Origin of the sequence: Paraburkholderia susongensis (genome assembly GCF_900177725.1) — a bacterium.
Taxonomy (GTDB): Bacteria; Pseudomonadota; Gammaproteobacteria; order Burkholderiales; family Burkholderiaceae; genus Paraburkholderia; species Paraburkholderia susongensis.
Genome location: NZ_FXAT01000009.1, coordinates 50,384 through 75,298, shown reverse-complemented (window position 1 = coordinate 75,298; position 24,915 = coordinate 50,384). Strand labels below are relative to the sequence as shown.

The following is a 24,915-nucleotide window of genomic DNA, read 5'->3' as shown; positions in this document are numbered from 1 at the left end:
CGGGCAGCACGGCCCTCCTTTCCAATCACTCCATCTTCACCCATGACGACCAATCGAGAACATAAAACGGGGCGCATTATCCGGGGAGTCCATCTGGCTTTCGTGACGAGTCTGGCGATGACCTCGCTGCACGGATACGCCGAATCGCCGCTCCCCGCGAGCGGCCCGGCCGCCGCCTCGGCACCGCTCGCGAAAAGCGGGGAGCCGGGTCCGGCCACCGCCGTGCCTGCTTCGGCTTCTACCTCTGCTTCTGCTTCGGCTTCCGTGCCCGCGCTCGTGCCTGACCGGCGTGGTCCGGCGAGGAGCGCCGAGCCGTCCACGGCAAGCACATCGGCCGCGGCGCCCGCGGCCTTGCGGCGCGTCAAATATCGCCCGCCGGTCGAGCGTGACGACGATGACTCGCTCGTCGAATACGCCCAAGGCGTGCCGTCGACGCTCTATCTGTACAAGGGTGAAGTCAAGGTCATTCCCGTGCAGGGCAAGGTCAAGCGCGTTGCGGTGGGCAACGGCGACGTGATCAACGCGTCCGTCGTGGACCATCAATTGCTGCTGCTCGCGCAGCAACCCGGCGATACGTCGCTGGTGGTCTGGACCGACGCTGGCATCGCACTGCGCACGAAGATTTCGGTGTCCGCGCAGGACCGTACGACGACGCTCTCGCGCCTGCAGCACTCGCTCGGCTTTGTCGAGGACCTGCGCATCGACGCCGACGGCAATCGCTTCGTGGTGCGCGGCAAGGTGCACCCTGAACAGAAAGATCTCGTCACGACCGCGCTGCAAGGCATGCCCGATGTGGTCAATCTGATCGAGGTCGACGACGGCGCGTCGCTGAAAAAGACAGTTCACTTCAAGATGGACATCCTCGAAATCTCGAAGACGGCCGAGCGCAATCTGGGCATCGCGTGGGATCAGCAGATCAACGGTCCGCAGGCGTCGGTGGCGGGCAATGCGATCCGCACCGGCCGCTATCGTCCGTTCCCGGATACCGGCACCGCTTCGTTCGACAACGCGCCGAGCGCGGCGGGGGGCGCCGCGAGCGGTGCGTTCCTCGGCATTGCCACGTCGATCTTCTCGAAGATCAACCTGCTGGTCAACGACGGCGACGCTTATATCCTCGCCTCGCCGGAACTGAATTCGCGAAGCGGCGGCAAGGCCACGTTCCTGTCGGGCGGCGAGGTGCCGATTCCGGTGTCGGCCGGTTTCGGCGCGCAGGACGTGATCTACAAGGAATACGGCATCCGGCTCGAGATCGCGCCGACAGTCGATGCGCGCAACGTGATCTCGACCGACCTGCTCACCGAAATCAGCCAGATCGATCCGACCGTGCAGGTGCAGGGCTATCCGGCGTTTATCACGCGGCGCACGACCTCGCAGTTGTCGGTGCGCCCGGGCGAGACGCTCGCGCTCGCCGGCCTTATCAGCGCGGATGCGGCCACGGCGGTCGACAAGCTGCCGCTGCTCGGCGACATCCCGGTGCTGGGTCATCTGTTCAAGTCCACCGACTTCCGCAATAACAAGAGCGATCTGGTCGTGCTCGTCACGCCGTACATCGTCGATGCGGACAGCGACAAGAACGCGGAACTGACGACACGCGGCTCCGACATCCAGGCCGATTACCACAACGAGTACGGCAATCCGAGCCCGCTGCCCGAGGCCAACGCGCAACGCACCGAAGCGCTGCGCAAGGAAGAGGAAAAGCGCGCCCGCAGCGAAGCGGCGCCGGCGTCGTCCGCATCGCCAGCGGTTCTGGACCGCTCGATGTACGGCAATTGATGAAGTTCAGGCAGCAGCGATGCGCCGATGTCCGGCGCATCGGCCAACCAATCGGCAACAGGCGGTGAATGATGGAAAACGTCCAGGCATTGCAGGTATCAGTCACGGGACGTGACGGCAAAGCACAGATTCATGTGCTGGAGGCCAGCGCGACCCTCGGCAAGGATCCGGCTTGCGACATCGTGCTCAAGGGCTTGCTGATAGGCAAGGTGCAGGCGAGCATCGAGCCGCGTCATGGACACTGGTATATCGAAGACAAGGGCGGTCTTGCCTCGACCATGGTCAACGGCAGCCCAATCACGTCCTACGGGCCGTTGACGGAAGCCGACCAGATCGAGATCGCATCGTTTCGCATCGGCGTGAAGCCCTCGGCGCAAGGCGCGCCGGGCGCGGGCGGACTGCATCTGGTCGACGGTCATGCGAAGCCGATGGCGGCGCACGCCGCCGCGGCCGTTGCGCCGGCGGCGGCGCGCTCCCGGCCGGCGGACGAATCCCGGCCGCAACAGGTGCCCACGCATCAGGCCGCGCACGCGCTGGAAGTCGTGGCGATGCCGCTCGGGGCAGCGGCGCAACAGCCGCATATCGAAGCGGCTGCGCCCTTGCGCACCGGGACCGATGGCCTCGCCGTGATCGGCAAACTGCCGGAGGCTGTCCTCGCGATGCCGCGTGAGCGCAACCCATCGGGCGGCTCGCATTCCGCTCACGCCGCGGCGTCGGCGGTGCCGGTGCGCGACACCGCCGCTGCGGCGCCCAGTGCGCAGGACGCGCAGAATCCGACGGACGAGCCGCAATGGCTGAATACGCCCGAAGGCATCGAGCTGCGCAAAACGGGCCACGCGCGCCTGATCGCGGCGATCGATCTGCGCCGCCTCAACGTGGCGAGCATGAGCGAAGTGGAGTTGTCGAGCACGATCAGCGGCCTGTTGCGCACGGTGCTCTCGTCGGATCCCATCTTCGCGCGCCCCGGCATTCCGACCGATGCGCTCTTCAAGAGCATCTTCGATGAAGTGATCGGCCTCGGGCCGCTCGAGTCGCTGCTCGCGGACGAGTCGATCACCGAAATCATGGTGAACCGCTACAACGAGATCTTCATCGAACGCGGCGGTCAACTGAGCCGCTCGGCGACGATCTTTACCGACGACCAGGCCGTGCTCGGCGCCATCGAGCGGATCGTCGCACCGCTCGGGCGGCGCATCGACGAAAGCTCGCCGATGGTCGACGCGCGCCTGAAAGACGGCTCGCGCGTCAATGCGGTGATTCCGCCGCTCGCGCTGAAAGGCCCGAACATCACGATCCGGAAGTTCTCCAAACGCAAGCTGCAAGGCGAAGACCTCGTGAGCTTCGGCTCGCTGTCGGCGCAGATGCTGGCGTTCCTGCGCGTAGCGGTAGAACTGCGCGCGAACATCGTGATCTCGGGCGGCACGGGTTCGGGGAAGACGACGCTGCTCAACGTGCTGTCCAACTTCATTCCGGATAACGAACGGATCGTCACGGTCGAGGACGCGGCTGAATTGCGGCTCTCGCAGAGCAACCTCGTTTCGCTCGAGGCGCGGCCCGCCAACATGGAAGGCAAGGGCGCAGTGCCGATTCGCGAACTCGTGAAGAACACCTTGCGGATGCGTCCCGACCGCATCGTGGTCGGCGAGTGCCGCGGGGGGGAAGCACTCGACATGCTGCAGGCGATGAACACGGGCCACGACGGCTCACTCACGACCGCGCACGCCAATTCGCCGCGCGATTGCCTGTCGCGTCTCGAAGTGATGACGCTGATGGCGGGTCTCGATCTGCCGGTCAATGCGATCCGCGAGCAGGTGGTGTCGGCGGTCGACATGATCGTGCAGCAGACACGCTTTTCCTGTGGCACGCGGCGCGTCACCCATATCACCGAAGTGAGCGGAATCGAGTCGGGCACCGTGCAGTTGCAGGACGTGTTCGTGTTCAAACAAAGCGGTTACAACGAAAACGGCAAGGTACAGGGCACGTTTCACTCGACGGGTTACGTGCCGGATTTCTACCAGGACCTGATCCGCCGCGGCATCGCCGTCGATACGTCGATCTTTCAGGACTAGCGCGAGACTCTGCAATGAATACAGCTCTGATGATGGTCGCGGCCTTCGTGCTATTGACTCTGGTGTCGTGGGGCGTCGTCTCGCAAGGCAAGACGTGGTTCGTGCGTCGCACGGCGCAAGTGGGCGACGAAGTCGGCTCGAACCTGGCGGACCTGTTCATTTTCATCGGCACCCAGCAGGTGGCCGCGGCGAGCGCGCTGGCGGTGGTGGCGATTCCGCTCGTCGTGTACGTGGTGACGCAGAACGTCGTCCTGACGGTCATCTCGGTGCTGCTGAGTCTGCTCGCGCCGCGCATGATCGTGCGTCACATCCAGCGCCGCCGCCTGCAACAGATCGAAAAGCAGTTGCCCGACGCGCTGCTGATGGTGGCGAGCGCGCTGCGCGCCGGCGCGAGTTTTCCGATCGCGCTCGAAAGCGCGGCTCAGGAAACGCGGCCGCCGATCTCGCAGGAACTGGCGCTCCTGATCCGCGAGATCCGCCTCGGTGTGGATATGGCCGACGCGCTCATGCACATGGAGAAGCGCATTCCGATGCAAGATTTTCTGATGGCGACGGCAGCCATTTCGATTTCGCGCGAAGTGGGTGGCAATCTCGCCGAAACGCTCGAGACGGTAGCGCGCACGCTGCGCGACAAACAGCAGATGGAAGGCAAGATCCGCTCGCTGACGGCGCAGGGCAAGGCGCAAGGCTGGGTGATGACGCTGCTGCCCATTTTCCTGATGATCGTCCTGAGCCATATGGACCCGGTCGCCATGGACCCGCTTTTCAACAAGCCTATTGGCTGGGCCACGCTGTCGGTCATCGCGGTGATGGAGTTTCTCGGCTACAAGGCGATCGGTAAGATCACCAACATCGACGTGTGAGCGCCATGTATTTCGCTATCGCTTTCTGCATCTCTCTTGGTCTGATCGTTTTCCTTGGCGTCATCGTGCGCTCGCTGTCGGTGCTCGGCAAGCACGTGCCCGGAGAAGACCGCGAGTTTCTCGATCCGCTCTCCAAACCACTGCGCATGCTGTGGCCGCTGGTGCGCTTTCTCGACTTCTACTTCGGTCGCCTGTATCCGCCCTCGATCGTCAAGCGCGTCGAATTGCAATTGCAACTGACCGGCCGAAGCTATCTGCTGTCGGCGCGGCAGTTCATTTCGCTGTCGCTGGTGGCGGCGTCGCTCGCATTCGTGATGGCACTGCTGGTCGTGCACTGGCTCGACAGCGACAACGCGCTGTTTCCGCTGCTGGCCGGCGCGATCGGCTTCTTTCTGCCGCGCCTGTGGCTGCGCGACATTCGTGCTCGCGCGGTCAAGGAGGTGGAAAAGCAACTCCCGGTGTATCTGGACTTTCTTACGCTCAGCATGGAAGCCGGTCTGAATCTCAACGGCGCCCTCGCGCAGGCGGTGGGCAAGGGCCCGGCTGGCACGCTCAAGCGCGAATTCGAACATGTTCTGCGCGATATGAAATCGGGCTTGCCGCGCGCGGACGCATTGCGACGCATGGACGAACGCCTGCAGGTTCGCGAAGTGACCAACTTCGTGAGTTCGGTGGTGCAGTCCGAACGCATGGGCGGCAGTATCGCGACCACGCTGCGCTTCCAGTCGGAGCAGCGCCGCACCGAACGTTTTCAGCGCGCGGAGAAGCAGGCAATGGAAGCGCCGGTCAAACTGATTTTCCCGCTGGTGGTGTTCATCTTTCCGGTGACCTTCATCGTGCTCGGCTTTCCCATCGTGATGAAGTTCATGCAGGAGGGGCTGCTGTGAAGCCCGCGCGAATTTCAGCCGGCGGTGCGCCGCTCACGCTCGATCTGAACATCACGACGGGGATGTTCGATCGGCTCAAGGGCTGGATGGGACGCAAGTCGATTGCCGAGCGCGATGCATTGCTGATCCAGCCATGCAATTCGATCCACACGTGGTTCATGTACGCGCCGATCGACGTGGTGTTTCTGGACCGCCACCGCCGCGTCGTCGGCGTGCGCAACAACGTCGGGCCTCGCCGCCTGTGCATGCACTGGCGCGCGGCGGCGGCGCTCGAACTGCAGGCGGGCCGCAGCGCGGCGCTGGGTCTTGCACCGGGCGTGCAGCTCGACATCGACGACGGAGGCACACGATGAGGCACATGGCGATTCGCTGCACGACGCGGCGGGCGGCGCATGACGTGCGCGTGCCGCGCCGCATGGCATCGCGGCACGCGCAGAGCGGACAGTCAGCGGTGGAATTCATCATCGGGCTGCCGGTTCTGCTGCTGCTCTGCCTTGGGCTGATCCAGTTCGGTCTGTTGTACCAGGCAAAAAGTACGGTGAACTACGCAACGCTGATGGCGGCACGCGCCGGCGCGGTGCAGAACGGGCAGAAGAGCGCGATGCTCAACGGCTTCGGCCGCGGTATCGCGCCGCTCTTCGCGCATTCGACAGGCATCGCGACGCAGCAGACCGCGGTGCTGGCCGCGACCGTCGAAGCGCGCAACCCCGGCATCACCAGCCTGACGGTCATCAATCCGACCAACGCGGCGCTGGCCGATTTCGGCCGTTCGAACTATTACGCGGGCAAGACAGTGAGAGAGATTCCGAACGACACGCTGATGTATCGCAATACGAATACCGGCGCTAGTTCGGGCCTGTCGATTCAGGATGCGAACCTGCTGAAGATCAGCATCACTTATTGCTACGATCTCTATGTGCCGTTCATTAACCGTGTGGTCTTCTATCTCGTGAACGGCGTCAGCAACATCTATTCGACCGGCACGACGGGCGGCCTCGGCGTGCCGACGAAAATGAACAGTTGCTATGGCTATTCCAGCGTGTCGGGCGGCTTTCGCATTCCGATAGAATCCGAAGCGATCGTGCGGATGCAATCGCCGTATCGGGGAGGCTGACCGATGGGCGATCATGGTACAACGCTGGCTGTGCGCCTGCGACGCGTATCGGCGTTGGCGGGATTTGCGGCGCTTGTCGTTGTGTGCAGCGGCGCGGCTCGTGCGCAGAGTGCGTCACAAGGCGCACTACAGGGCGCACCACAGGGCGCCGTGTCGCAGGTTCAACCGGCGCGCCCGGCGCAGTCGGCCGTGTCGGTGGTGCACGAGGGTGGCGTCGAAATCATCACGTCGCGTACGATTGCACCCATGCCAACGGCCGCCGGCGCATCAGCCGCAAGCGATGCAGCGGCGCAGCGCGACATGCCATCGGCTTTATCTGGCGCTTCATCCGGCGCAGCGGCGCTCGCCTCATTCAGCCGCCCGCGTCAGCATGCGCCGATGAACGCGACCTTGTCCGCGCGCGATCCGGGCATGTTGGCCGACGACGTGCGCGGCGATCACCGGTTGCGCGCGAATCTGCTCAATCCCGACGGCACCGCGAATGAGCAGGCCGACAATAGCGCGCATCAACTGGTCAACGCGCGTCGCGCGGAATCCCAGGCGGATCTGAAGGATGCGCTCGCCGCATTCGATGCCGCCAAGCGCAACGGTGCGAGCCGCACGAGACTGAACGAATTACAGGCGCAGATCCGGACTGATCTCGACGAGATTCATATCCTCACGCGCAGCCAGCAATCAGGAGCCCAGTGAATTGACTTCCAGGTCACGCATTTTTTTCATCACCCGCCGCTCGATCGCCGTTACGGCACTGATGTCCGCGAGCGCCGTCCTCGTGCTCGCGGGTTGTCATCGCCAGCAGGACGAAGCGTCGAACACCTCGTCCGCCAAGGTTTTGCCTGATAGCGCGGCGAATAGCGACGCAGCGGCGGCGGCGGGTGCGTCCGCCTCTGCTGCCGCGCCGGCAGCCGCGAGCGCGGCGAACCCGGCAACGGCCGAGGCGCAGCAGATCGACGTGGCGAGCCTCAGCGCCGGCGCGTTTGCAATCGGCCAGAGCAGCGACGACTGGTTCCGGCTGGTCGACGGCGTGCCCGATTCGCCGGGCATCCAGGTCAATAGCAATCCTTATGAACTGGTCCTGGCGCTGCCGGGCGAGGCGCAGATTACGTCGTTCGCCTTCGGCAGCAGCCCGCAACGCCAGGTGACGCCGCATCACGTCAAGGTCGACACCGCGGCGAGCGCGAGCGGACCTTGGACCACGGCCTATGACGCCGATATTCCCGGCGCCGACAACATCCAGCCTGGCGTGGTCGTGCGCGCGCCGCTCCAGCAACCCGTCACGGCGAAGTTTCTCCGCCTGACGCTGTCCTCGCCGCCGGAGCAGGCGCCGAACGGCATCGGCCTGAGCCGCTTCTCCGCGTACGGCACACCTGGCGCCGCGCGGTCGGTGCGCCAGGTGGCGGGCCTCTATCACTTCCCGCTGAATTTCGGCTCGAGCGGCTACGTGCTGTTGCAACAGCAAGGCGCGAGCGTCGAAGGCTGCTACTTCGAATCGCAGGGCAGCGATCCCGTCCGCGTATCGCAAGTGCTCGGCACGATCGTCGGCGGGATCGAGCAGGGCGGCTATCTGCGGCTCACGCGCAACGAGCAGCAATCGAAGCTCGGCACGCCGGGCATCATGGCGTTCAGTCCCGATGGCAAGCAGGCGTTCTCCGCGCTCTTCACGGCCGATGCGCATACCTTTTCGAGCGTCGCCGAAAGTCCCGGCGAGCGGGTCGGAGCGTCGAACCTCACCTGTGATCCGTCGGGCAAGCCGAGCGATGCCGTGGCTTCGCAGCTCGAACAGACGGGCCACGTGCAACTGTATGGCGTGAATTTCGATCTCGACAAAAGCACCCTGCGCGCTGATGCAAAACCGGTGCTCGACCGCATGGCGACGCTGCTCAAGACACACGCAGACTGGAAGATCGAAGTAGCCGGCCATACCGATTCGACGGGCGAGGACGCGCACAACATGAAGCTCTCGCAGGATCGCGCGGACGCGGTCGCGCAGTATCTGAAGAGTGCGGGCGTGACCAGCACGCTGACGTCGAAGGGCTACGGCTCGACGCAGCCGCTCGTGCCGAACACGACCGATGCATTGCGCGCGCAGAACCGGCGCGTGGAGCTCGTGAAGCAGTGAAGCTCGCTTACTACCTCGTTGCGCTGATCGGTATCAGCGTCGGCATCGGGTTAGCCGTAGTGCCTGCACCAGCGTGGGCGGCTGGCGGCGTGAGCTATGTCATCGGCGGCCATACGCTGCCGGCACGTGACAACCGCGTGCGGGTGCTCGGCGCGACACCAGAGCGCAGCGCGATGCGCGCGGGGATACCGGCGCCGCAGGGCAGCGTCAGCGCGGGCTCCGATGCCGCTGCTGACGCCAATTCCGACTTCGGTTCCGACGCACCGGGCGCGCACGGCGTCGTGCTCTCCGGCGCGACGCTCGCCCTGTCCAGCTCCAGCCGGGCGTCGCGGCCGCGCGTGAGCGTCTGCGCCGACTGCAACTACGCGACGATGGAGCCGCTCATCCGCATCGCATCGCGTGCCGCGGGTGTCGATCCCGCGCTGGTTGCCGCGGTCATCGACGTCGAGTCGGGCTTCAACCGCCGGGCGGTGTCGCCTGCGGGCGCCCGGGGTCTTATGCAATTGATGCCGGCCACCGCGCAGGGTTTCGGCGTTTCCAACGTCTATGATCCGGTGCAGAACGTCGCGGCGGGTACGCTATATCTCGGTCAGATGCTGCGGCAATTTTCCGGCAATCTGTCTTACGCGCTGGCGGCCTACAATGCCGGCGAAGCCAACGTGCGTACCTACGGCGGCATCCCGCCGTTCGCCGAAACGCAGGCGTACGTCCCGCGCGTGCTGTCTCGCTACGCTGCATTCAAAGCGCATAGCGCGCCCGAGCGCGATGTTGCCGAACCCCAGCCTCGTGCGATACATATGACGCTCACCGAGTATCGCTAGATTGAACTCGCCGTGCGCGGCGCCGGTCATTACGACTCGGCCTCAGAGATAACAGCAGGAGAAAAACGATGAACGGCAGCAGGAACCATCCGGTTGAAATCAGCGCGCGCAAGCGTGTCCCGCCGTTGCGGCGCGCGCTCATGATCGCGGTCGCCGCCGCGTGCGCGGCAGGCGTCTCGCAGGCTCAGGCCGAGGTCGCGTGCGATGCGCCATGGATGCATCAGGGCGGTGGTTTCACCACGACGTCCTCGCCGAGCCAACGTACCACGGTGTTCACCGTGACCCAGTTTTCGAAACGCGACGGTAACAACTGTAACGGCCAGATCCGCGCAGTGATGAACATGTCGATGGGCGGTCAGCCGGTCCAGAGCGAATCGAACATCAAGTTCGAGATTGCCGACGGCAAGGTGCAGGCGCAGACGGAGGCCGCCTCGGGTTCGATGAACAGCCACGCGGGCGCAGGCACGTTCGGCGCGACGGTGTCGTCGCAAACTGTCGGTGTGCTGAGCTACGTCGGCGAAATCACGAGCGATGGACAGCGTATCCCGGGTACCCGCAGCGAAGGTTCGATGTCGGGCAAGCTCGCCAACATGGGGCAGGCGGTCGGCACGATGGCGGTGCCGAAGTTCGTCACGACGACGAGCGACAAACTGGTCGGCAAGCAGGAGCAACTGCAGACGCCGGCCGGCAAGTTCGCGTGCTGGCCTGTTACATATGACCGCAGCATGCACGCGGACAATGTGAAGGCGATGAGCCGTACCGTCAATCTGAACGCGCAGACGCATGTTGTCGATCACTTCTGCCCGGCAGCAGGCCTCGTCATGCGTCAGGATATGACGACCAACGGGAAGCCGACGTCGCTGACGGTCAGTGCGCTGCACTAAATCGCATCCCATCGTCTTAGATCAACACATTCAAGGACCCACTGATGAATATCCGCCGAAACGCATTGCTCAAACTGTCCGTCATCTCCTTCAGCGCCGCATGCCTCGCGCTGGGCGCGAGCGGCGCGAACGCGCAGAATCAGGACGCGACCCAGAAGCTCATGAAGTCGGCGGTTCTGTTAGCCGCGAACAATGCGCGCGTCGCCTCGGAAGTGTGCGGCGTCGACGCGTCGACGGTGTCGGGCTACAAGAACTCGGCGAGCAAGAAGTTCAGCCAGGACCCGAGCTTCGCGGCAGACTGGGACACGGGTTGGAAGAACGCTGCGAAAACCGTCGCCAGTTTCCAGCAGATGAAAACCAGCAGTCCTAAGGATTACGACGAGCAGAAATCGGCGACCTGCAGTGACTTGCAGGAGCAGATGAAGATGTAGGGATGTTTTTGCGCGAGCGCTCGCCCCTGACCCGACAAGTGTGGCGACGCGGCGGCGCGCAGCGATTTCGCCTTCGACATCGGCTGCGCGGCTTTGCCGTTGCTCCACATATAAGCGAGCTTCTCGTCGCCCATCGACGCCGCGAACTCGTCGAACGTTTGAGGGAGCGCTTCGCGGACGTCTGTTCAAAGTAGAGGCAGGCTCGGACGACAAAAGCCGCGCCGGTTCCGTCATGCGGATAGCGCGGTTCGAGAAGGGCGTTGGAGACCCGCGCCTTGGACTGATTGGCCTTGGCCCAGATCGATATCCTCACGCGCAGTCAACAATCTGGAGCCGATTGAATTGAGCAGGCAAGCTTATCCTTTTCGTTTTTCCCGAGCCCTCTACGCGGTGATCTTCTTGTCCGCATCGAGCGGCATGCTGTTGTCCGGCTGTCATCACAAGGATCGCGACGCGGCGGCGAGCACCGCGGCGTCTTCCGCGTCGGGCGCGGTGGCGGCGTCGAGCGTGGCAAGCAGTGTGGCGGCGCCGGGCGCGGCGAGCGGCGCGGCTGAAGCGAACGGCGCGAGCGCTGCCGCAGCGGATGGCGCCAGCGGTACGGCGGCCGCGTCGGATGCGGCGGCTTCCAGCAATCAGACGGATCTCGCGAGCCTCATTTCCGGCACGTTCCCGGTGAACACCAGCTACCGGTCGGACGAGTGGATTCCTCTCTTGAACGGCGTGGCAGGGCCGAGGAAGGTCGGTATCCGGTCGCGGCACAATCCGTACGAACTCACACTTGCGTTGCCCGGCGAGGCGTCGATCACGTCATTCGCCTTCAAGGCCGTGTCGCTCTGGGACTTGACCGCGCATCACGTCAAGGTCGAGGTGTCGGACAGTAGCGCGAGCGGCCCGTGGAGCACCGCCTACGATGCGGACCTTCCGCCCACCGCCCAGGCGCGCGTGGATGATGAAGCGGCAGTGTTCACCGCCAAACTGCAGCAGCCCGTCAGCGCACGGTTCCTGAAGCTCACGCTGTCTTCGCCGCCGGTCGAGGGCAAGGCCGTCGACCTCGGCCTGACGCGTTTTTCGGCGTACGGTACGCTGGCCGCGGCTGAATCGGTGCGCAACGTGGCGGGCATTTACCAGTTTCCGGGGACCCTCTTCGAAGGAAGCGGCTACGTATTGCTCCAGCAGCAAGGCGCGAGCGTGGAAGGCTGCTACTTCGAAGCTACGGATAATAGCGGCCTCACGATCCCGAAGGGCGTGAAGAAGGTACTCGGAACCTTCACAGGCGGCATCGAGCCGGGAAGCTATCTGCGGTTCATGTACTACGACGCCGGAAAGAACACCAGCAAGCCAGGCGTCATGGTGCTCAGCCCCGACGGGTCGAAGCCCTATATGCAGATCTACAACGGGGACGCGCATACCGTCGGCAGCGTCAGCGATAGTCTCGGCGATCGCCGGCAATCACCCAGCCAGCTGAGTTGCGATCTCTCCGGCCAGAGCGGCGGCGCGACCGCCGAGCAACTGGAACAGACCGGCCGTGTGCAGCTTTATGGCGTGAACTTCGATCTCGACAAGAGCACCTTGCGCTCCGATGCGCAGCCGGTGCTCGACCGGATGGCCACGCTGCTGAAAGCACATCCGGACTGGAAGATCGAAGTGGCGGGCCATACCGATTCGACCGGCGGCGACGAGCACAACCTCAGCCTGTCACAGGCGCGCGCCGAAGCGGTCGTGCAATATCTGAAGACCGCCGGTGTAACGGATACGCTGACCGCCAAGGGTCATGGCTCGACACGACCGCTCGTGCCGAATACGTCCGACACGTTGCGTGCGGAGAATCGCCGCGTCGAGCTGGTCAAGCAATGACGCGCAGCCGCGCCGATCATTCGCGCGACCTCGACGATTGCGCGGGTCGATCCAACGCTGGCGAAGCGAACGTACGCAGCTATGGCGGCATACCGCCGTTCGCGGAAACGCAGAACTGTGTGCTCCGGGTGCTGGCTCGCTATGATGCGTTTCGCAGCAGGTCCACACAGTAATGGCCATTGACGATGTGATTTGGAGGAAGGACGTGATGCAGAAAAACGCCACACGCGGCGCAGTCTCTTGCCGAGAGGCATCCTTTGCATTGCGGCACCTGCCGGTGCTGATCGCGGCGTTAATCGGCGTGGCGGCCACCCAGCGTGCGCACGCGGAACTGGCTTGCGACGCCCCCTGGATGCATACGAACGGTGGTTTTACGACAACAAGCTCGCCGGGCGATCAGAAAATTGATTACCTTGTCACGTCGTTTTCGAAACACGATGGCAATAACTGTAGTTTTGATGTGCGGGTGAACATGAAGCTCGCAATTCCCGGGCATGATTCGGACGGTGGGGCCGTCCTTCACGTCACGATCGAGAGCGGCAAGGTGCATGTCGAGCGTCAGACCGCCAAGGGCAGTGAACAGAGCCATACCGATCAGGTTGCGTTCACCGGCATCGCGTCCGGACAGACCACGGGTCTGCTGAGTTATGTCGGCGAAATTACTGGCGAAGGGCAGCGGCTTGCCGGTACGCGCAGCGAATCGTCGGTGTCCGGACAGGTTGCGATGGGGCCGGGAGGGGGGAACTTACCCGTCTCGATTCCGAAGACTGTCATCACGACCACCGAGAAGCAGGTGGGCAAGCAGGAACAACTCGCCACGGCAGTTGGCAAATACGAATGCTGGCCTGTCAGTTATGACCAGCGCACGCAGAGCAATGGGATGCAGTTCATGGGCCGCACCGTGAACATGGATCACGTCGCCCATGTCGTCGACTATTTTTGCCCGGCAGCGGGCCTCGTGATGCGCAGTCAACGAACCGGCGGTGGCCAGTCGAGTTCGAAGGCGATTACCGCATTGCATTGAACGTCGCAGCGGCCTGAGCGGAGCCGCATTATTTTTTCAGCTATTTTTTTCGTCAGAAGGGTAAACATCGCATGAACATCCGACATGATCCGTTGCTCAAGCTGTCCGTGATGGCTCTCGGTTTTGCGTGCGCCGTGTTCGCATCGGGCTACGCCACGGCGCAAAGCGGTGATGCGGCACAGAAAGCGGCGTCAGCGCAGGTGCAACTGGCCGCCAACTATGCACGCCTCGCTGTCGACGTCTGCGGCGCAGATCCGAAGTCGGTGGAAGCGTACAAGACATCGGTCGGCAAACAGTTTCAGGATCAGAACTTTGCAGCCGATTGGGCCACCGGCTGGAATACTCACAAGTTCGTGACCGATTTCCAGGGCATGAAAGCGCATCTGAGCGCGGCCGACTACGAACAACAGAAGGCGGACACCTGCCAGAACGCGCAGGACCAGATGAAGCCCTGACGCGCAGGCTCATTTACTGAAGTGAATCGGAATGGGTAGCCAAGGTTTGGCTGCCGACGCCGTATTGTTCGGCGGGGAGATGGATCGACGTGGATTGGTGCGGGCTCCAAGTGCCTACATGGTGCCCACACGATTAGCCGCGAACAATGCGCGCGTCGCCTCGGAAGTGTGCGGCGTCGACGCGTCGACGGTGTCGGGCTACAAGAACTCGGCGAGCAAGAAGTTCAGCCAGGACCCGAGCTTCGCGGCAGACTGGGACACGGGTTGGAAGAACGCTGCGAAAACCGTCGCCAGTTTCCAGCAGATGAAAACCAGCAGTCCTAAGGATTACGACGAGCAGAAATCGGCGACCTGCAGTGACTTGCAGGAGCAGATGAAGATGTAGGGATGTTTTTGCGGGGGGCTCGCCATCCTCGTCACCCCTGGTTGTTCGATGGATAGGCTACGTACGGCGTACGCAAGCCAGGATGGCGTTCAACGGATAGCGCAGGCGTTTGATGATATGGGCCGCCGCCGGATTCGATGTCTTTGTCGAGCTTGCAGGCGGGCTTGGCGTCTCTCACATCGTAACGGGCCGTCTTACTGCCGCAGAACCACCGGGGATGAAGTAGGGGGCTTCATTGGGCAGACATTCCACATCCGCAGCGGGGTAACTGTGGCGTGTAGCACCCGGCCTCCGGAAACCGGCGTATCCAAAATCCAGATGTGTTATGCGGCGATTCAGGCGCATTACCGGCGTTTCAAAGCAAAAAAGCCGCTGTCCTTGTGGGACAGCGGCTTTTTCTTGAAGCTGGTGGCGAATCAGGGACTCGAACCCCGGACCTGCGGATTATGATTCCGTCGCTCTAACCGACTGAGCTAATTCGCCGAAAGAAGCGAGATTATGCTGGCGTGGCCAGGGGCTGTCAACCCCCGGCACGCAACTTTTTCAGACAGCCTCGGCTGTCCCGCGGCTCAGTCCCGCGCGTAGATGTCCGAGTCCTTGGTCTCCCGAACGAACAGCATGCCGATCACGAAGGTGATCAGCGCGATCACGATCGGATACCAGAGACCCGAGTAGATGTTGCCCTTCGCCGCCACGATCGCGAACGCGGTGGCCGGCAGGAAGCCGCCGAACCAGCCATTGCCGATGTGATACGGCAGCGACATCGACGTGTAGCGGATGCGCGTCGGGAACATCTCCACCAGCATCGCGGCAATCGGCCCGTAGACCATCGTCACGTAGATCACGAGGATCGTCAGGATCACGATGCTCATCGGCCAGTTGATCTGCGCGGGATCGGCTTTCGGCGGATAGCCGGCGGCCTTCAGCGTCGCGGCGAGCGTTGTCTCGAACAGCTTCGTCTGCTCCTTCGCGTCGGCGGCGTGGCCGTCGAACGTGTTGACGACCGTATCGCCCACGCGGATCTGCGCGATCGTGCCGGCCGGCGCCGCGACGTTGTCATAGTTCAGGCCCGCGCGCGACAGCGCACCCTTGGCGATGTCGCAGGAAGTCGTGAACTTCGCCGTGCCCACCGGGTTGAACTGGAACGAGCACTCCGACGGATCCGCGATCACGACGATCGGCGACTTCGCGGTCGCGGCTTCGAGCGCCGGATTCGTGTAGTGCGTGAGCGCCTTGAAGAGCGGGAAGTACGTGAGCGCGGCGATCAGCAGGCCGGCCATGATGATCGGCTTGCGTCCGATTCTGTCCGACAGCGAGCCGAAGAACAGGAAGAACGGCGTTCCGATCAGCAGCGCGAGCGCGATCATGATGTTGGCGCTGGTGCCATCCACCTTGAGCGTCTGCGTGAGGAAGAACAGCGTGTAGAACTGGCCCGTGTACCACACGACGGCCTGGCCGGCCGTCAGGCCGAGCAGCGCGAGGATCACGACCTTCAGGTTCTTCCACTGGCCGAACGCTTCGGAGAGCGGCGCCTTCGAGGTCTTGCCCTCGGCCTTGATGCGCTCGAACACCGGCGACTCGTGCAGTTGCAGGCGGATCCACACCGACACGGCGAGCAGCAGGATCGACACGATGAACGGAATGCGCCAGCCCCACGAGCCGAACGCGTCTTCACCCATCATCGTGCGCACGCCGAGAATCACGAGCAGCGACAGGAACAGGCCGAGCGTGGCGGTGGTCTGGATCCACGCGGTGTAGAAGCCGCGACGTCCCGCCGGCGCGTGTTCGGCCACGTAGGTCGCGGCGCCGCCGTACTCACCGCCGAGCGCGAGGCCCTGCAGCAGGCGCATCGCGATGAAGATCACCGGCGAAGCAATGCCGATCGACGCATAGCCCGGCAGGAAGCCGACGAGGAACGTCGACAGGCCCATGATGATGATCGTCACGAGGAACGTGTACTTGCGCCCGACCATGTCGCCGAGGCGCCCGAACACGATCGCGCCGAACGGCCGCACCGCGAAGCCTGCGGCGAAGCTGAGCAGCGTGAAGATGAACCCCGCGGTCGGATTGACGCCCGAGAAAAAGCTCTTGCTGATGAAGGCCGCGAGCGAGCCGGCCAGATAAAAGTCGTACCACTCGAAAACCGTGCCTAGCGACGATGCGAAGATCACCCGCTTCTCATCGCGCGTCATCGGCTGGTGCGAGATTTGCCCGCCAACAGTAGCCATATGTCGTCTCCAATATTGATATGCACGCGGATCGCCGCCTCGGGCGTTCCCGTGGAACCGATTATTGGAGTGGAAACTTACGGCGCACTGACGCGGCGGGCGGGTAGGGTATGTTTCGATAAAGCGCTTAAAGTACGCGCAACATCTGTCAAATGGTGTTCTGTTGCGTGTAACGTGCGCCTAAATATCTCAAAAATATCCGCGTGCGATGTCTGACGTCCGGCCGCGTTAGGGTAAGTCCCGCCCCCGTTCCTGCACGTGCAAACTGACACGCACGAGCGTCCCCGCGAGCCGTGGCGATTCCTGATAGACGTTGTCGTCGATGGCGAGCTCGCCGCCGTGCATCGCCGTGATCTCGCGCACGATTGCGAGACCCAGGCCGCTGCCGTCGCCTTCGCGGCCGAGAATCCGGTAGAAGCGCTCGACCACGCGCGAGCGCTCGGCGGCCGGAATGCCGAGGCCCGTGTCCTCGACTTCGAGGTGCACGAGCCGCGCCGCTGCGTCATGCCGCACGCGCACGGTGATGCGCCCGCCCGCCGGCGTGTAGCGGATCGCGTTGTCGATCAGGTTCGACAGCATTTCGCGCAGCATCACCGGGTTGCCGGCGACTTCGACCGGCCCGTCGGGCGCTTCGTAGCCGAGGTCCATCTGCTTGGCGAGCGCGGCCTGCACCCATTCGCGCACCGCGCTGCGCGCGAGTTCGCCGAGTTCGACCGGTGTGAAGATCTGTCCCGAGCGGCGGTTTTCCGCACGCGCGAGCGCGAGCAGTTGCGTGACGAGCCGTGCGGCATGTTCGGAGCTGGTCGCGATCTGTTCGAGCGAGCGGTGCACCTCGGCCGACGCGTTCTGGCGCAGCGCCAGTTCGGCCTGCGTGCGCAGGCCGGCGAGCGGCGTTTTCATCTGATGCGCGGCGTCGGCGATGAAGCGCTTCTGCAGCTCCATGTTCTGTTCGAGGCGCGTGAGCAGATCATTGAACGAGGTGACGAGTGGCTCGATTTCGGGCGGCGCGCGCCGTGCTTCGAGCGGCGACAGATCGTCCGGGCGCCGCGCGCGGATGTGCGCCTGCAGCGCATGCAGCGGTTCGAGCCCGCGCGACAGTCCGAACCACACGAGCAGGATCGCGAGCGGCAGGATCACGAACTGCGGCAGGATCACGCCCTTGATGATGTCGTTGGCGAGCTGGCTGCGCTTGTCGAGCGTTTCGGCGACCTGCACGAGCACGGGCTGCGCCCCCGGTGTCTGCGGAAACTCGACGGTCGTATAGGCGACGCGGATGTCGTTGCCGTGCAGCACTTCGTCGCGGAATTCGACGATGCCCGGCTGCGGCCGGTCTTCCTCGTGCGGCAGCGGCATGTCGCGCTCGCCGGCGACGAGCTCGCCGCGCGTGCCGAGCACCTGGTAGAACACGCTGTCGACGTTGTCGGTGCGCAGGAAATCGCGTGTGGATTCGGGCAGCGACAGCTCCGCTATGCCGTTGACCGGATGGATCTGGCGCGCGAGCACGTAGGCATCGGTTTCGAGCGCACGGTCGAACGGCCCGTTCGCGATCGACTTGGCAACCAGATAAGTGACCGCGAGGCTCATCGGCCAGAGCAGCAGCAGCGGCGCGAGCATCCAGTCGAGAATCTCGCCGAACAGCGAGCGCGGGCGCGCTTCGGCGGCGGCTTCGGTTTCGTCGGGCGGGGCGAACGGATTGGCGTAGCGCGCATCGCGCGCCTCGTCGAGGTCCGCCGCGTGCGCCGTAGCGCGGTCAGCGCGTGCGGACATGGCTGGCCTCTATTTGTAGTGGTGGCTCGCCGGCATCGCGGCGGATGGCTGCACGGCGGCTGAGGTGGGCGGCGAGGCGGATGACGCTGCCGATGCGGACGGATTGGGCCCGGCGGGGGCGGTGGCCGTGGGCCCCGCGGTGGTATTGGGATTCGCGCTGGCGCTGGCGCTGCCGCTGCCGCTCGCGCTTGCCGCGCTCGTGTTCGCGGGCGCTTTTTCGAGGCAGTAGCCGAGCCCGCGCACGGTGATGATGCGCACGCCGCTCGGCTCGATCTTCTTGCGCAGCCGGTGCACGTAGACCTCGATCGCGTTGTTGCTGACCTCTTCGCCCCATTCGCACAGGTGATCGACGAGCTGTTCCTTCGAGACCAGCCGGCCGATCCGTTGTAGCAGCACTTCGAGCAGGCCGAGCTCGCGCGCCGAGAGATCGATGACCTGTTCGTTCACGTAGGCGATCCGGCCCACCTGGTCGAACGACAGCGAGCCATGCCGCACGACCGTCGGGCCGCCGCCCGCGCCGCGCCGCGTGAGCGCGCGCACGCGCGCTTCGAGTTCGTTCAGCGCGAAGGGCTTCGCCATGTAGTCGTCGGCGCCGAGATCGAGACCTTTGACGCGTTCGTCGACGCTGTCCGCGGCGGTCAGGATCAGCACCGGCAGGTTGGAATTGCGCGCGCGCAGGCGGCGCAGCACCTCGAGCCCGGACATGCGCGGCAGGCCCAGATCGAGGATCAATAGGTCGAACGTCTGCATTGACAACGCGGTATCGGCTTCCACGCCGCTTTTGACGTGATCGACGGCATAGGCCGATTGGCGGAGTGATCGAATCAGACCGTCCGCGAGTATGCTGTCGTCTTCGGCAATCAGAATTCGCATGATGCGCCAGCCTGGCTTCGCCGGCACCGTGGGGTCGCCCCGGCGCGCAGCGGTCTCCGAACATTTGTGGGTAGTTGAGGCGGCGCGACAGTAAAAATGCGCGTTCGCATGACAATCGTGCTTGCCAAAACTACTGTTTTTTTATACAGTGTCTGCGTTTCGTGTGCTGTTCTTGACGGGCAACTCAAGAATGCCTTGAATCCGGTTGAAATTCGGGCCGCACACCTGCCTCAGACGCCGTTCATCATAGCAAAGGACGATTCATGGAAGAAAGCAAGAAAGGCCCAGCTGGACTGACTGCTGAAAAGAGCAAGGCACTGGCCGCCGCGCTCGCGCAGATCGAAAAGCAGTTCGGCAAGGGGTCGGTCATGCGGCTCGGCGCGGGTGAGGTAGTCGAAGACATCCAGGTGGTCTCGACCGGCTCGCTCGGTCTCGACATCGCACTGGGCGTCGGCGGTTTGCCGCGTGGCCGCGTGGTCGAAATCTACGGTCCGGAATCGTCCGGTAAAACCACGCTGACGCTGCAGGTCATCGCCGAAATGCAGAAGCTCGGCGGCACCGCGGCGTTCATCGACGCGGAACACGCGCTGGACATTCAATACGCGGGCAAGCTCGGCGTGAACGTGTCCGACCTGTTGGTCTCGCAGCCGGACACCGGCGAGCAGGCGCTCGAAATCGCCGACGCGCTCGTGCGCTCGGGCTCGATCGACATGATCGTGATCGATTCGGTCGCGGCGCTCGTGCCGAAGGCGGAAATCGAAGGCGAAATGGGCGACTCGCTGCCGGGTCTGCAGGCGCGCCTGATGTCGCAGGCGCTGCGCAAGCTCACCGGCACGATCAAGCGCACCAACTGCCTCGTGATCTTCATCAACCAGATCCGTATGAAGATCGGCGTGATGTTCGGTAACCCGGAAACCACCACGGGCGGCAACGCGCTGAAGTTCTACGCGTCGGTGCGTCTGGACATTCGCCGCATCGGTTCGATCAAGAAGAACGACGAAGTGATCGGCAACGAAACGCGCGTGAAGGTCGTCAAGAACAAGGTGTCGCCACCGTTCCGCGAAGCGATTTTCGACATCCTGTACGGCGAGGGTATCTCGCGTCAGGGCGAAATCATCGACCTCGGCGTGCAGGCGAAGATCGTCGACAAGGCTGGTGCATGGTACAGCTACAGCGGCGAGCGGATCGGCCAGGGCAAGGACAACGCGCGTGAATTCCTGCGCGAAAATCCGGACATCGCTCGCGAAATCGAAAACCGTATCCGCGAATCGCTGGGCGTCAATGCGATGGCGGATGCCGTGGCCGGCGCAAACGCTGAAGTCGCGGGCGAAGAAGAGTAAGCATCACGTGATACGCAAAGGCCGGCCGCTGTCCCACTCCGGACGTTATCCGGACGGCCCGCGCGACGCAGCGGATGGTTCGGGCGATCCATTCGATCCGTTCGAATCATTCGACGCACACGATCGCGCTGCGAGCCACGGCCCGCAGCGCACGCAACCGCAATCACACCCATCGTCTTCCGGCCCGGATTTTTCCGGGAACGCTTCCGGGCCCGCCTCCGAAGCTATCCCGGAAGTTACTTCGGAAGTCACCTACACCCGCTCTCGGCGCCAACCCGGCGAAGCGAGGCCGGGGCAGCAGGACCCGCTGGACCGTGACGAAACCAGAAAATCCCAACGCCCAGCCCGTTCGCTGAAAGCGCGCGCACTCGGCTATCTGTCGCGCCGCGAATATAGCCGCGCTGAACTCGCGCGAAAGCTGAAGCCCTACGTCGAGGAAACCGATTCGCTCGACACGGTGCTCGACTCGCTGGAAGCCGAGAACTGGCTATCCGATTCGCGTTTCGCGGAAAGTCTGATGCACCGGCGCTCGTCGCGATTGGGCTCGACCCGGATTCTCGGAGAGCTGAAGCAGCACGCGCTCAATCCGGAGCTCGTCGAAGAGGTCGGCGCGCAGCTGCGCGAAACGGAACTCGCGCGGGCACAGGCCGTCTGGCGCAAAAAATTCGGCCAGCTTCCCAGCACGCCGGCCGAGCGCGCGAAGCAGGCGCGCTTTCTCGCGTCGCGCGGTTTTTCCGGCACGACGATCGGCAAGATCCTCAAGGGCATCGACGAGACGTGGGACGGCGGTTAGCAGCGCGGTGAGCGGACAGCAGGCAGACACCAAGCGGACAACGCGGGGAGAGGCCGGGCAGGGCATCGCTCCCCGCGCCATAGCCCGCCGGCCGCACGTGCGCATTCCGGGCTGTCCCAAATACCCGTTATGCTAAAATCCATAGGTTTTCCAATCCGGCCTTTCCTTCCCGCATGTCGCTTTCCCCGCCAGTGTCCCGCCAGTTGCGCCATCGTCGCGCAATCAGAGCGGAAGCCTATGAGCGAGCCGACGGCCTGTGGGATGTGGAAGCGTGCCTGACCGACGAAAAGCCGCGCGATGTCGCGCTTGCGTCGGGTGTCCGGCCCAATGGTCAGCCGATCCATGAACTCTGGCTTCGCATCACCATCGATCGCAAGCTCAATGTCGTCGACGCCGAGGCGTCGTCCGACTGGGTGCCCTATCCCGGGTTGTGCCAGGCCAGCAATCCCGCCTACCGTGCCCTCATCGGGCTCAATCTGTTCCACAACTTCCGTCGCGATGCTGCCCGTTTGCTGGCCGGCACGGCCGGTTGCACGCATCTCACCGAGTTGTGCGCGATCCTGCCGACCGCCGCGATCCAGGCGTTCGCCGGCGACGTGTGGAATACCGATAAAGGCACGCCGGGCGCGAACAAGGATTCAGGAGACGAGTCGTCTGACAGCACGGGCGAGCATTCCAACGACAAACCGCCATTCCAGCTGGGACGCTGCCACGCGCTGCGTTTCGACGGCGAGGCGGTGCAACAGTTTTATCCGCGCTGGTATGGCCACGCGCCGCGTTCCGAGCAACGCGCGGCCTCGCCGGGCAATGGAGCGGTTCACGCGGCGGGCGAAAGCGGCAACGCGTCCGGCATGACCGGCGGCAGCGGAAACGAAGTTCAATCCAACTCTCAGACTGAAGGGAATCACGCATGAAGATTCACGAGTACCAGGGTAAGGAAATCCTGCGGAAATTCGGCGTCGCGGTACCGCGCGGCAAGCCGGTCTTCTCGGTGGACGATGCGGTCAAGGCCGCGGAAGAGCTCGGCGGCCCGGTGTGGGTCGTGAAGGCTCAGATCCACGCGGGTGGCCGTGGCAAGGGCGGCGGCGTGAAGGTCGCCAAGTCGCTGGAGCAGGTTCGCGAGTACTCGAACCAGATCCTCGGCATGCAGCTCGTCACGCACCAGACCGGTCCGGAAGGCCAGAAGGTGAACCGCCTGCTGATCGAAGAAGGCGCTGACATCAAGAAGGAACTGTATGTCGGTCTCGTGATCGATCGCGTTTCGCAGAAGATCGTCGTGATGGCATCGAGCGAAGGCGGCATGGACGTCGAAGAAGTCGCGGAAAAGACGCCTGAGCTGATCCACAAGGTTGCGGTCGACCCGTCGACCGGCCTGAAGGACTCGGAAGCCGACGACCTCGCCACGAAGATCGGTGTGCCCGCTGCTTCGCTGCCGCAAGCGCGCGCGATCCTGCAAGGCCTGTACAAGGCATTCTGGGAAACCGACGCATCGCTCGCCGAAATCAACCCGCTGATCCTGACCGGCGACGGCAAGGTCATCGCGCTCGACGCGAAGTTCAACTTCGACTCGAACGCGCTGTTCCGTCACCCGGAAATCGTCGCTTACCGCGACCTGGACGAAGAAGATCCGGCTGAAATCGAAGCGTCGAAGTTCGACCTCGCGTACATCTCGCTCGACGGCAACATCGGCTGCCTCGTGAACGGCGCTGGCCTCGCGATGGCAACGATGGACACCATCAAGCTGTTCGGCGGCGAACCGGCGAACTTCCTCGACGTGGGCGGTGGCGCCACGACCGAGAAGGTCACCGAAGCGTTCAAGATCATGCTGAAGAACCCGAACCTGACCGCGATTCTGGTCAACATCTTCGGCGGCATCATGCGCTGCGACGTGATCGCAGAAGGCGTGATCGCGGCGTCGAAGGCTGTGTCGCTGAAGGTGCCGCTCGTGGTCCGCATGAAGGGCACGAACGAAGACCTGGGCAAGAAGATGCTCGCCGAATCCGGTCTGCCGATCATCTCGGCCGACAGCATGGAAGAAGCGGCTCAGAAGGTCGTCGCGGCCGCTGCGGGCAAGGCGTAAGCCAGCCACAGCGCATACCAGACTACGAATGGCGGCGCGCGAGCGACGCGGGCGGGCTTCACGACGCCGCGCGGCGCCAAGGCGCGACGCCAAACGAACAGAGGTTAATACATGTCGATTCTGATCAACAAAGACACCAAGGTCATCACGCAGGGCATCACCGGCAAGACCGGTCAGTTCCACACGCGTGCTTGCCGTGAATACGCAAACGGCCGCGAAGCGTACGTCGCGGGCGTGAACCCGAAGCGGGCCGGCGAAGATTTCGAAGGCATTCCGATCTACGCGAGCGTCGCTGAAGCCAAGGCTGAAACGGGCGCGACCGTGTCGGTCATTTACGTTCCGCCGGCAGGCGCTGCTGCTGCGATCTGGGAAGCGGTCGAAGCCGACCTCGACCTCGCGATCTGCATCACGGAAGGCATTCCCGTGCGCGACATGATCGAGCTCAAGGCCCGCATGCGCGCGGAAAACCGCAAGACGCTGCTGCTCGGACCGAACTGCCCGGGCACGATCACGCCGGACGAACTGAAGATCGGCATCATGCCGGGCCACATCCACCGCAAGGGCCGCATCGGCGTCGTGTCGCGTTCGGGCACGCTGACGTATGAAGCAGTCGGCCAGCTGACCGCGATCGGCCTCGGCCAGTCGTCGGCAGTCGGTATCGGCGGCGACCCGATCAACGGTCTGAAGCACATCGACGTGATGAAGATGTTCAACGACGATCCGGAGACGGACGCCGTCATCATGATCGGCGAAATCGGCGGTCCGGACGAAGCGAACGCTGCCGAGTGGATCAAGGGCAACATGAAGAAGCCGGTCGTTGGCTTTATCGCCGGCGTCACGGCGCCTCCGGGCAAGCGCATGGGTCACGCCGGCGCGCTGATCTCGGGCGGTGCGGACACGGCTGAAGCGAAGCTGGAAATCATGGACGCCTGCGGCATCAAGGTCACGAAGAATCCGTCGGAAATGGCGCGTCTTCTGAAGGCCATGCTGTAAATCGAAATTCGCGCGCCCTGACGGCGCGATTTTGATACGCTTGCGAAATCCTTTCGTGAGCGGGCGGTCCCGAAAAGCGGGGGAGTGCAGACTCCTCCGCTTTTTTTACGTCCGTGCTCGTGACGTGCTTCTGCCTGCCCGGCAGATTTTTCTTATCGTGTC

The 24,915-nt window shown here is 63.7% G+C and carries 23 protein-coding genes and 1 tRNA gene; 20 read left to right on the top strand and 4 right to left on the bottom strand.

What is annotated here, in order from left to right; genetic code table 11:
• The first annotated feature begins 117 nt into the window (after positions 1–117).
• The 15 genes from B9Z01_RS23980 to B9Z01_RS23905 all read left to right on the top strand — a co-directional run bounded on the left by B9Z01_RS23980 (position 118) and on the right by B9Z01_RS23905 (position 14,679).
• Positions 118–1,773, top strand: coding sequence for a type II and III secretion system protein family protein (locus B9Z01_RS23980; protein ID WP_167387566.1), 1,656 nt, complete (start codon positions 118–120; stop codon positions 1,771–1,773).
• A gap of 71 nt (positions 1,774–1,844) precedes the next feature.
• On the top strand, positions 1,845–3,842 hold the full coding sequence (locus B9Z01_RS23975; protein WP_085487653.1) for a TadA family conjugal transfer-associated ATPase: 1,998 nt from the start codon (positions 1,845–1,847) through the stop codon (positions 3,840–3,842).
• A 14-nt stretch (positions 3,843–3,856) separates the two neighbouring features.
• The gene (locus B9Z01_RS23970) at positions 3,857–4,705 is read left to right on the top strand and encodes a type II secretion system F family protein (protein ID WP_085487651.1); all 849 of its coding nucleotides are present in this window, start codon (positions 3,857–3,859) and stop codon (positions 4,703–4,705) included.
• Positions 4,706–4,710: 5 nt separating this feature from the next.
• On the top strand, positions 4,711–5,592 hold the full coding sequence (locus B9Z01_RS23965; RefSeq protein WP_085487966.1) for a type II secretion system F family protein: 882 nt from the start codon (positions 4,711–4,713) through the stop codon (positions 5,590–5,592).
• Positions 5,589–5,945, top strand: a complete 357-nt coding sequence (locus B9Z01_RS23960) for a DUF192 domain-containing protein (protein WP_085487649.1) — start codon at positions 5,589–5,591, stop codon at positions 5,943–5,945. Before B9Z01_RS23965 ends, B9Z01_RS23960 begins: the two co-directional genes overlap by 4 nt.
• Before the next feature lie 5 nt (positions 5,946–5,950).
• Positions 5,951–6,706 (top strand): TadE/TadG family type IV pilus assembly protein, encoded by a 756-nt coding sequence (locus B9Z01_RS23955; RefSeq protein ID WP_244196145.1) that lies wholly within the window; start codon positions 5,951–5,953, stop codon positions 6,704–6,706.
• Between the two features lie 150 nt (positions 6,707–6,856).
• Entirely contained in the window at positions 6,857–7,396 is a 540-nt protein-coding gene (locus B9Z01_RS23950; protein WP_085487647.1) for a hypothetical protein, read from the top strand.
• 1 nt (position 7,397) lies between these two features.
• On the top strand, positions 7,398–8,825 hold the full coding sequence (locus B9Z01_RS23945; RefSeq protein ID WP_085487645.1) for an OmpA family protein: 1,428 nt from the start codon (positions 7,398–7,400) through the stop codon (positions 8,823–8,825).
• A complete protein-coding gene (locus B9Z01_RS36680) occupies positions 8,822–9,646 on the top strand; it encodes a lytic transglycosylase domain-containing protein (RefSeq protein ID WP_275937517.1) in 825 nt (274 codons plus the stop codon). Before B9Z01_RS23945 ends, B9Z01_RS36680 begins: the two co-directional genes overlap by 4 nt.
• A 68-nt stretch (positions 9,647–9,714) precedes the next feature.
• Entirely contained in the window at positions 9,715–10,530 is an 816-nt protein-coding gene (locus B9Z01_RS23935; protein ID WP_085487643.1) for a hypothetical protein, read from the top strand.
• A 44-nt stretch (positions 10,531–10,574) separates the two neighbouring features.
• On the top strand, positions 10,575–10,961 hold the full coding sequence (locus tag B9Z01_RS23930) for a hypothetical protein (RefSeq protein WP_085487641.1): 387 nt from the start codon (positions 10,575–10,577) through the stop codon (positions 10,959–10,961).
• Between the two features lie 399 nt (positions 10,962–11,360).
• Positions 11,361–12,815, top strand: coding sequence for an OmpA family protein (locus B9Z01_RS23920; protein ID WP_143809050.1), 1,455 nt, complete (start codon positions 11,361–11,363; stop codon positions 12,813–12,815).
• 172 nt (positions 12,816–12,987) lie between these two features.
• Positions 12,988–13,839, top strand: a complete 852-nt coding sequence (locus tag B9Z01_RS23915; RefSeq protein ID WP_143809049.1) for a hypothetical protein — start codon at positions 12,988–12,990, stop codon at positions 13,837–13,839.
• A gap of 71 nt (positions 13,840–13,910) precedes the next feature.
• A complete protein-coding gene (locus tag B9Z01_RS23910) occupies positions 13,911–14,294 on the top strand; it encodes a hypothetical protein (RefSeq protein WP_143809048.1) in 384 nt (127 codons plus the stop codon).
• Positions 14,295–14,412: 118 nt separating this feature from the next.
• A complete protein-coding gene (locus B9Z01_RS23905) occupies positions 14,413–14,679 on the top strand; it encodes a hypothetical protein (protein ID WP_143809047.1) in 267 nt (88 codons plus the stop codon).
• Between the two features lie 406 nt (positions 14,680–15,085).
• On the opposite strand, the gene B9Z01_RS23900 is transcribed toward B9Z01_RS23905, so the two are convergent.
• From B9Z01_RS23900 to B9Z01_RS23885, 4 genes are all read right to left on the bottom strand, one after another.
• A tRNA-Met gene (locus B9Z01_RS23900) sits at positions 15,086–15,162 on the bottom strand.
• A gap of 86 nt (positions 15,163–15,248) precedes the next feature.
• Entirely contained in the window at positions 15,249–16,907 is a 1,659-nt protein-coding gene (locus B9Z01_RS23895; protein ID WP_085487631.1) for an MFS transporter, read from the bottom strand.
• 228 nt (positions 16,908–17,135) lie between these two features.
• Positions 17,136–18,674, bottom strand: coding sequence for a sensor histidine kinase (locus B9Z01_RS23890; RefSeq protein WP_085487630.1), 1,539 nt, complete (start codon positions 18,672–18,674; stop codon positions 17,136–17,138).
• 9 nt (positions 18,675–18,683) lie between these two features.
• Positions 18,684–19,547 carry a response regulator transcription factor gene (locus tag B9Z01_RS23885; RefSeq protein ID WP_085487960.1) on the bottom strand — a complete coding sequence of 288 codons (864 nt, stop codon included), beginning with the start codon at positions 19,545–19,547 and terminating at the stop codon, positions 18,684–18,686.
• 263 nt (positions 19,548–19,810) lie between these two features.
• On the opposite strand from B9Z01_RS23885, the gene recA reads away from it, so the two are divergent.
• The 5 genes from recA to sucD all read left to right on the top strand — a co-directional run bounded on the left by recA (position 19,811) and on the right by sucD (position 24,753).
• Positions 19,811–20,887 (top strand): recombinase RecA, encoded by a 1,077-nt coding sequence (gene recA / locus B9Z01_RS23880; RefSeq protein ID WP_085487629.1) that lies wholly within the window; start codon positions 19,811–19,813, stop codon positions 20,885–20,887.
• Positions 20,888–20,894: 7 nt separating this feature from the next.
• The gene (gene recX, locus B9Z01_RS23875) at positions 20,895–21,680 is read left to right on the top strand and encodes a recombination regulator RecX (protein ID WP_167387565.1); all 786 of its coding nucleotides are present in this window, start codon (positions 20,895–20,897) and stop codon (positions 21,678–21,680) included.
• A 173-nt stretch (positions 21,681–21,853) separates the two neighbouring features.
• Complete coding sequence (locus B9Z01_RS23870) at positions 21,854–22,594, top strand: DUF2889 domain-containing protein (protein WP_085487625.1); 741 nt, start codon at positions 21,854–21,856, stop codon at positions 22,592–22,594.
• Positions 22,591–23,760: an ADP-forming succinate--CoA ligase subunit beta gene (sucC, locus tag B9Z01_RS23865; protein WP_085487623.1), complete on the top strand. Its 1,170-nt coding sequence runs from the start codon at positions 22,591–22,593 to the stop codon at positions 23,758–23,760. Before B9Z01_RS23870 ends, sucC begins: the two co-directional genes overlap by 4 nt.
• Before the next feature lie 111 nt (positions 23,761–23,871).
• A complete protein-coding gene (gene sucD / locus B9Z01_RS23860) occupies positions 23,872–24,753 on the top strand; it encodes a succinate--CoA ligase subunit alpha (protein WP_085487621.1) in 882 nt (293 codons plus the stop codon).
• Positions 24,754–24,915 lie beyond the last annotated feature (162 nt).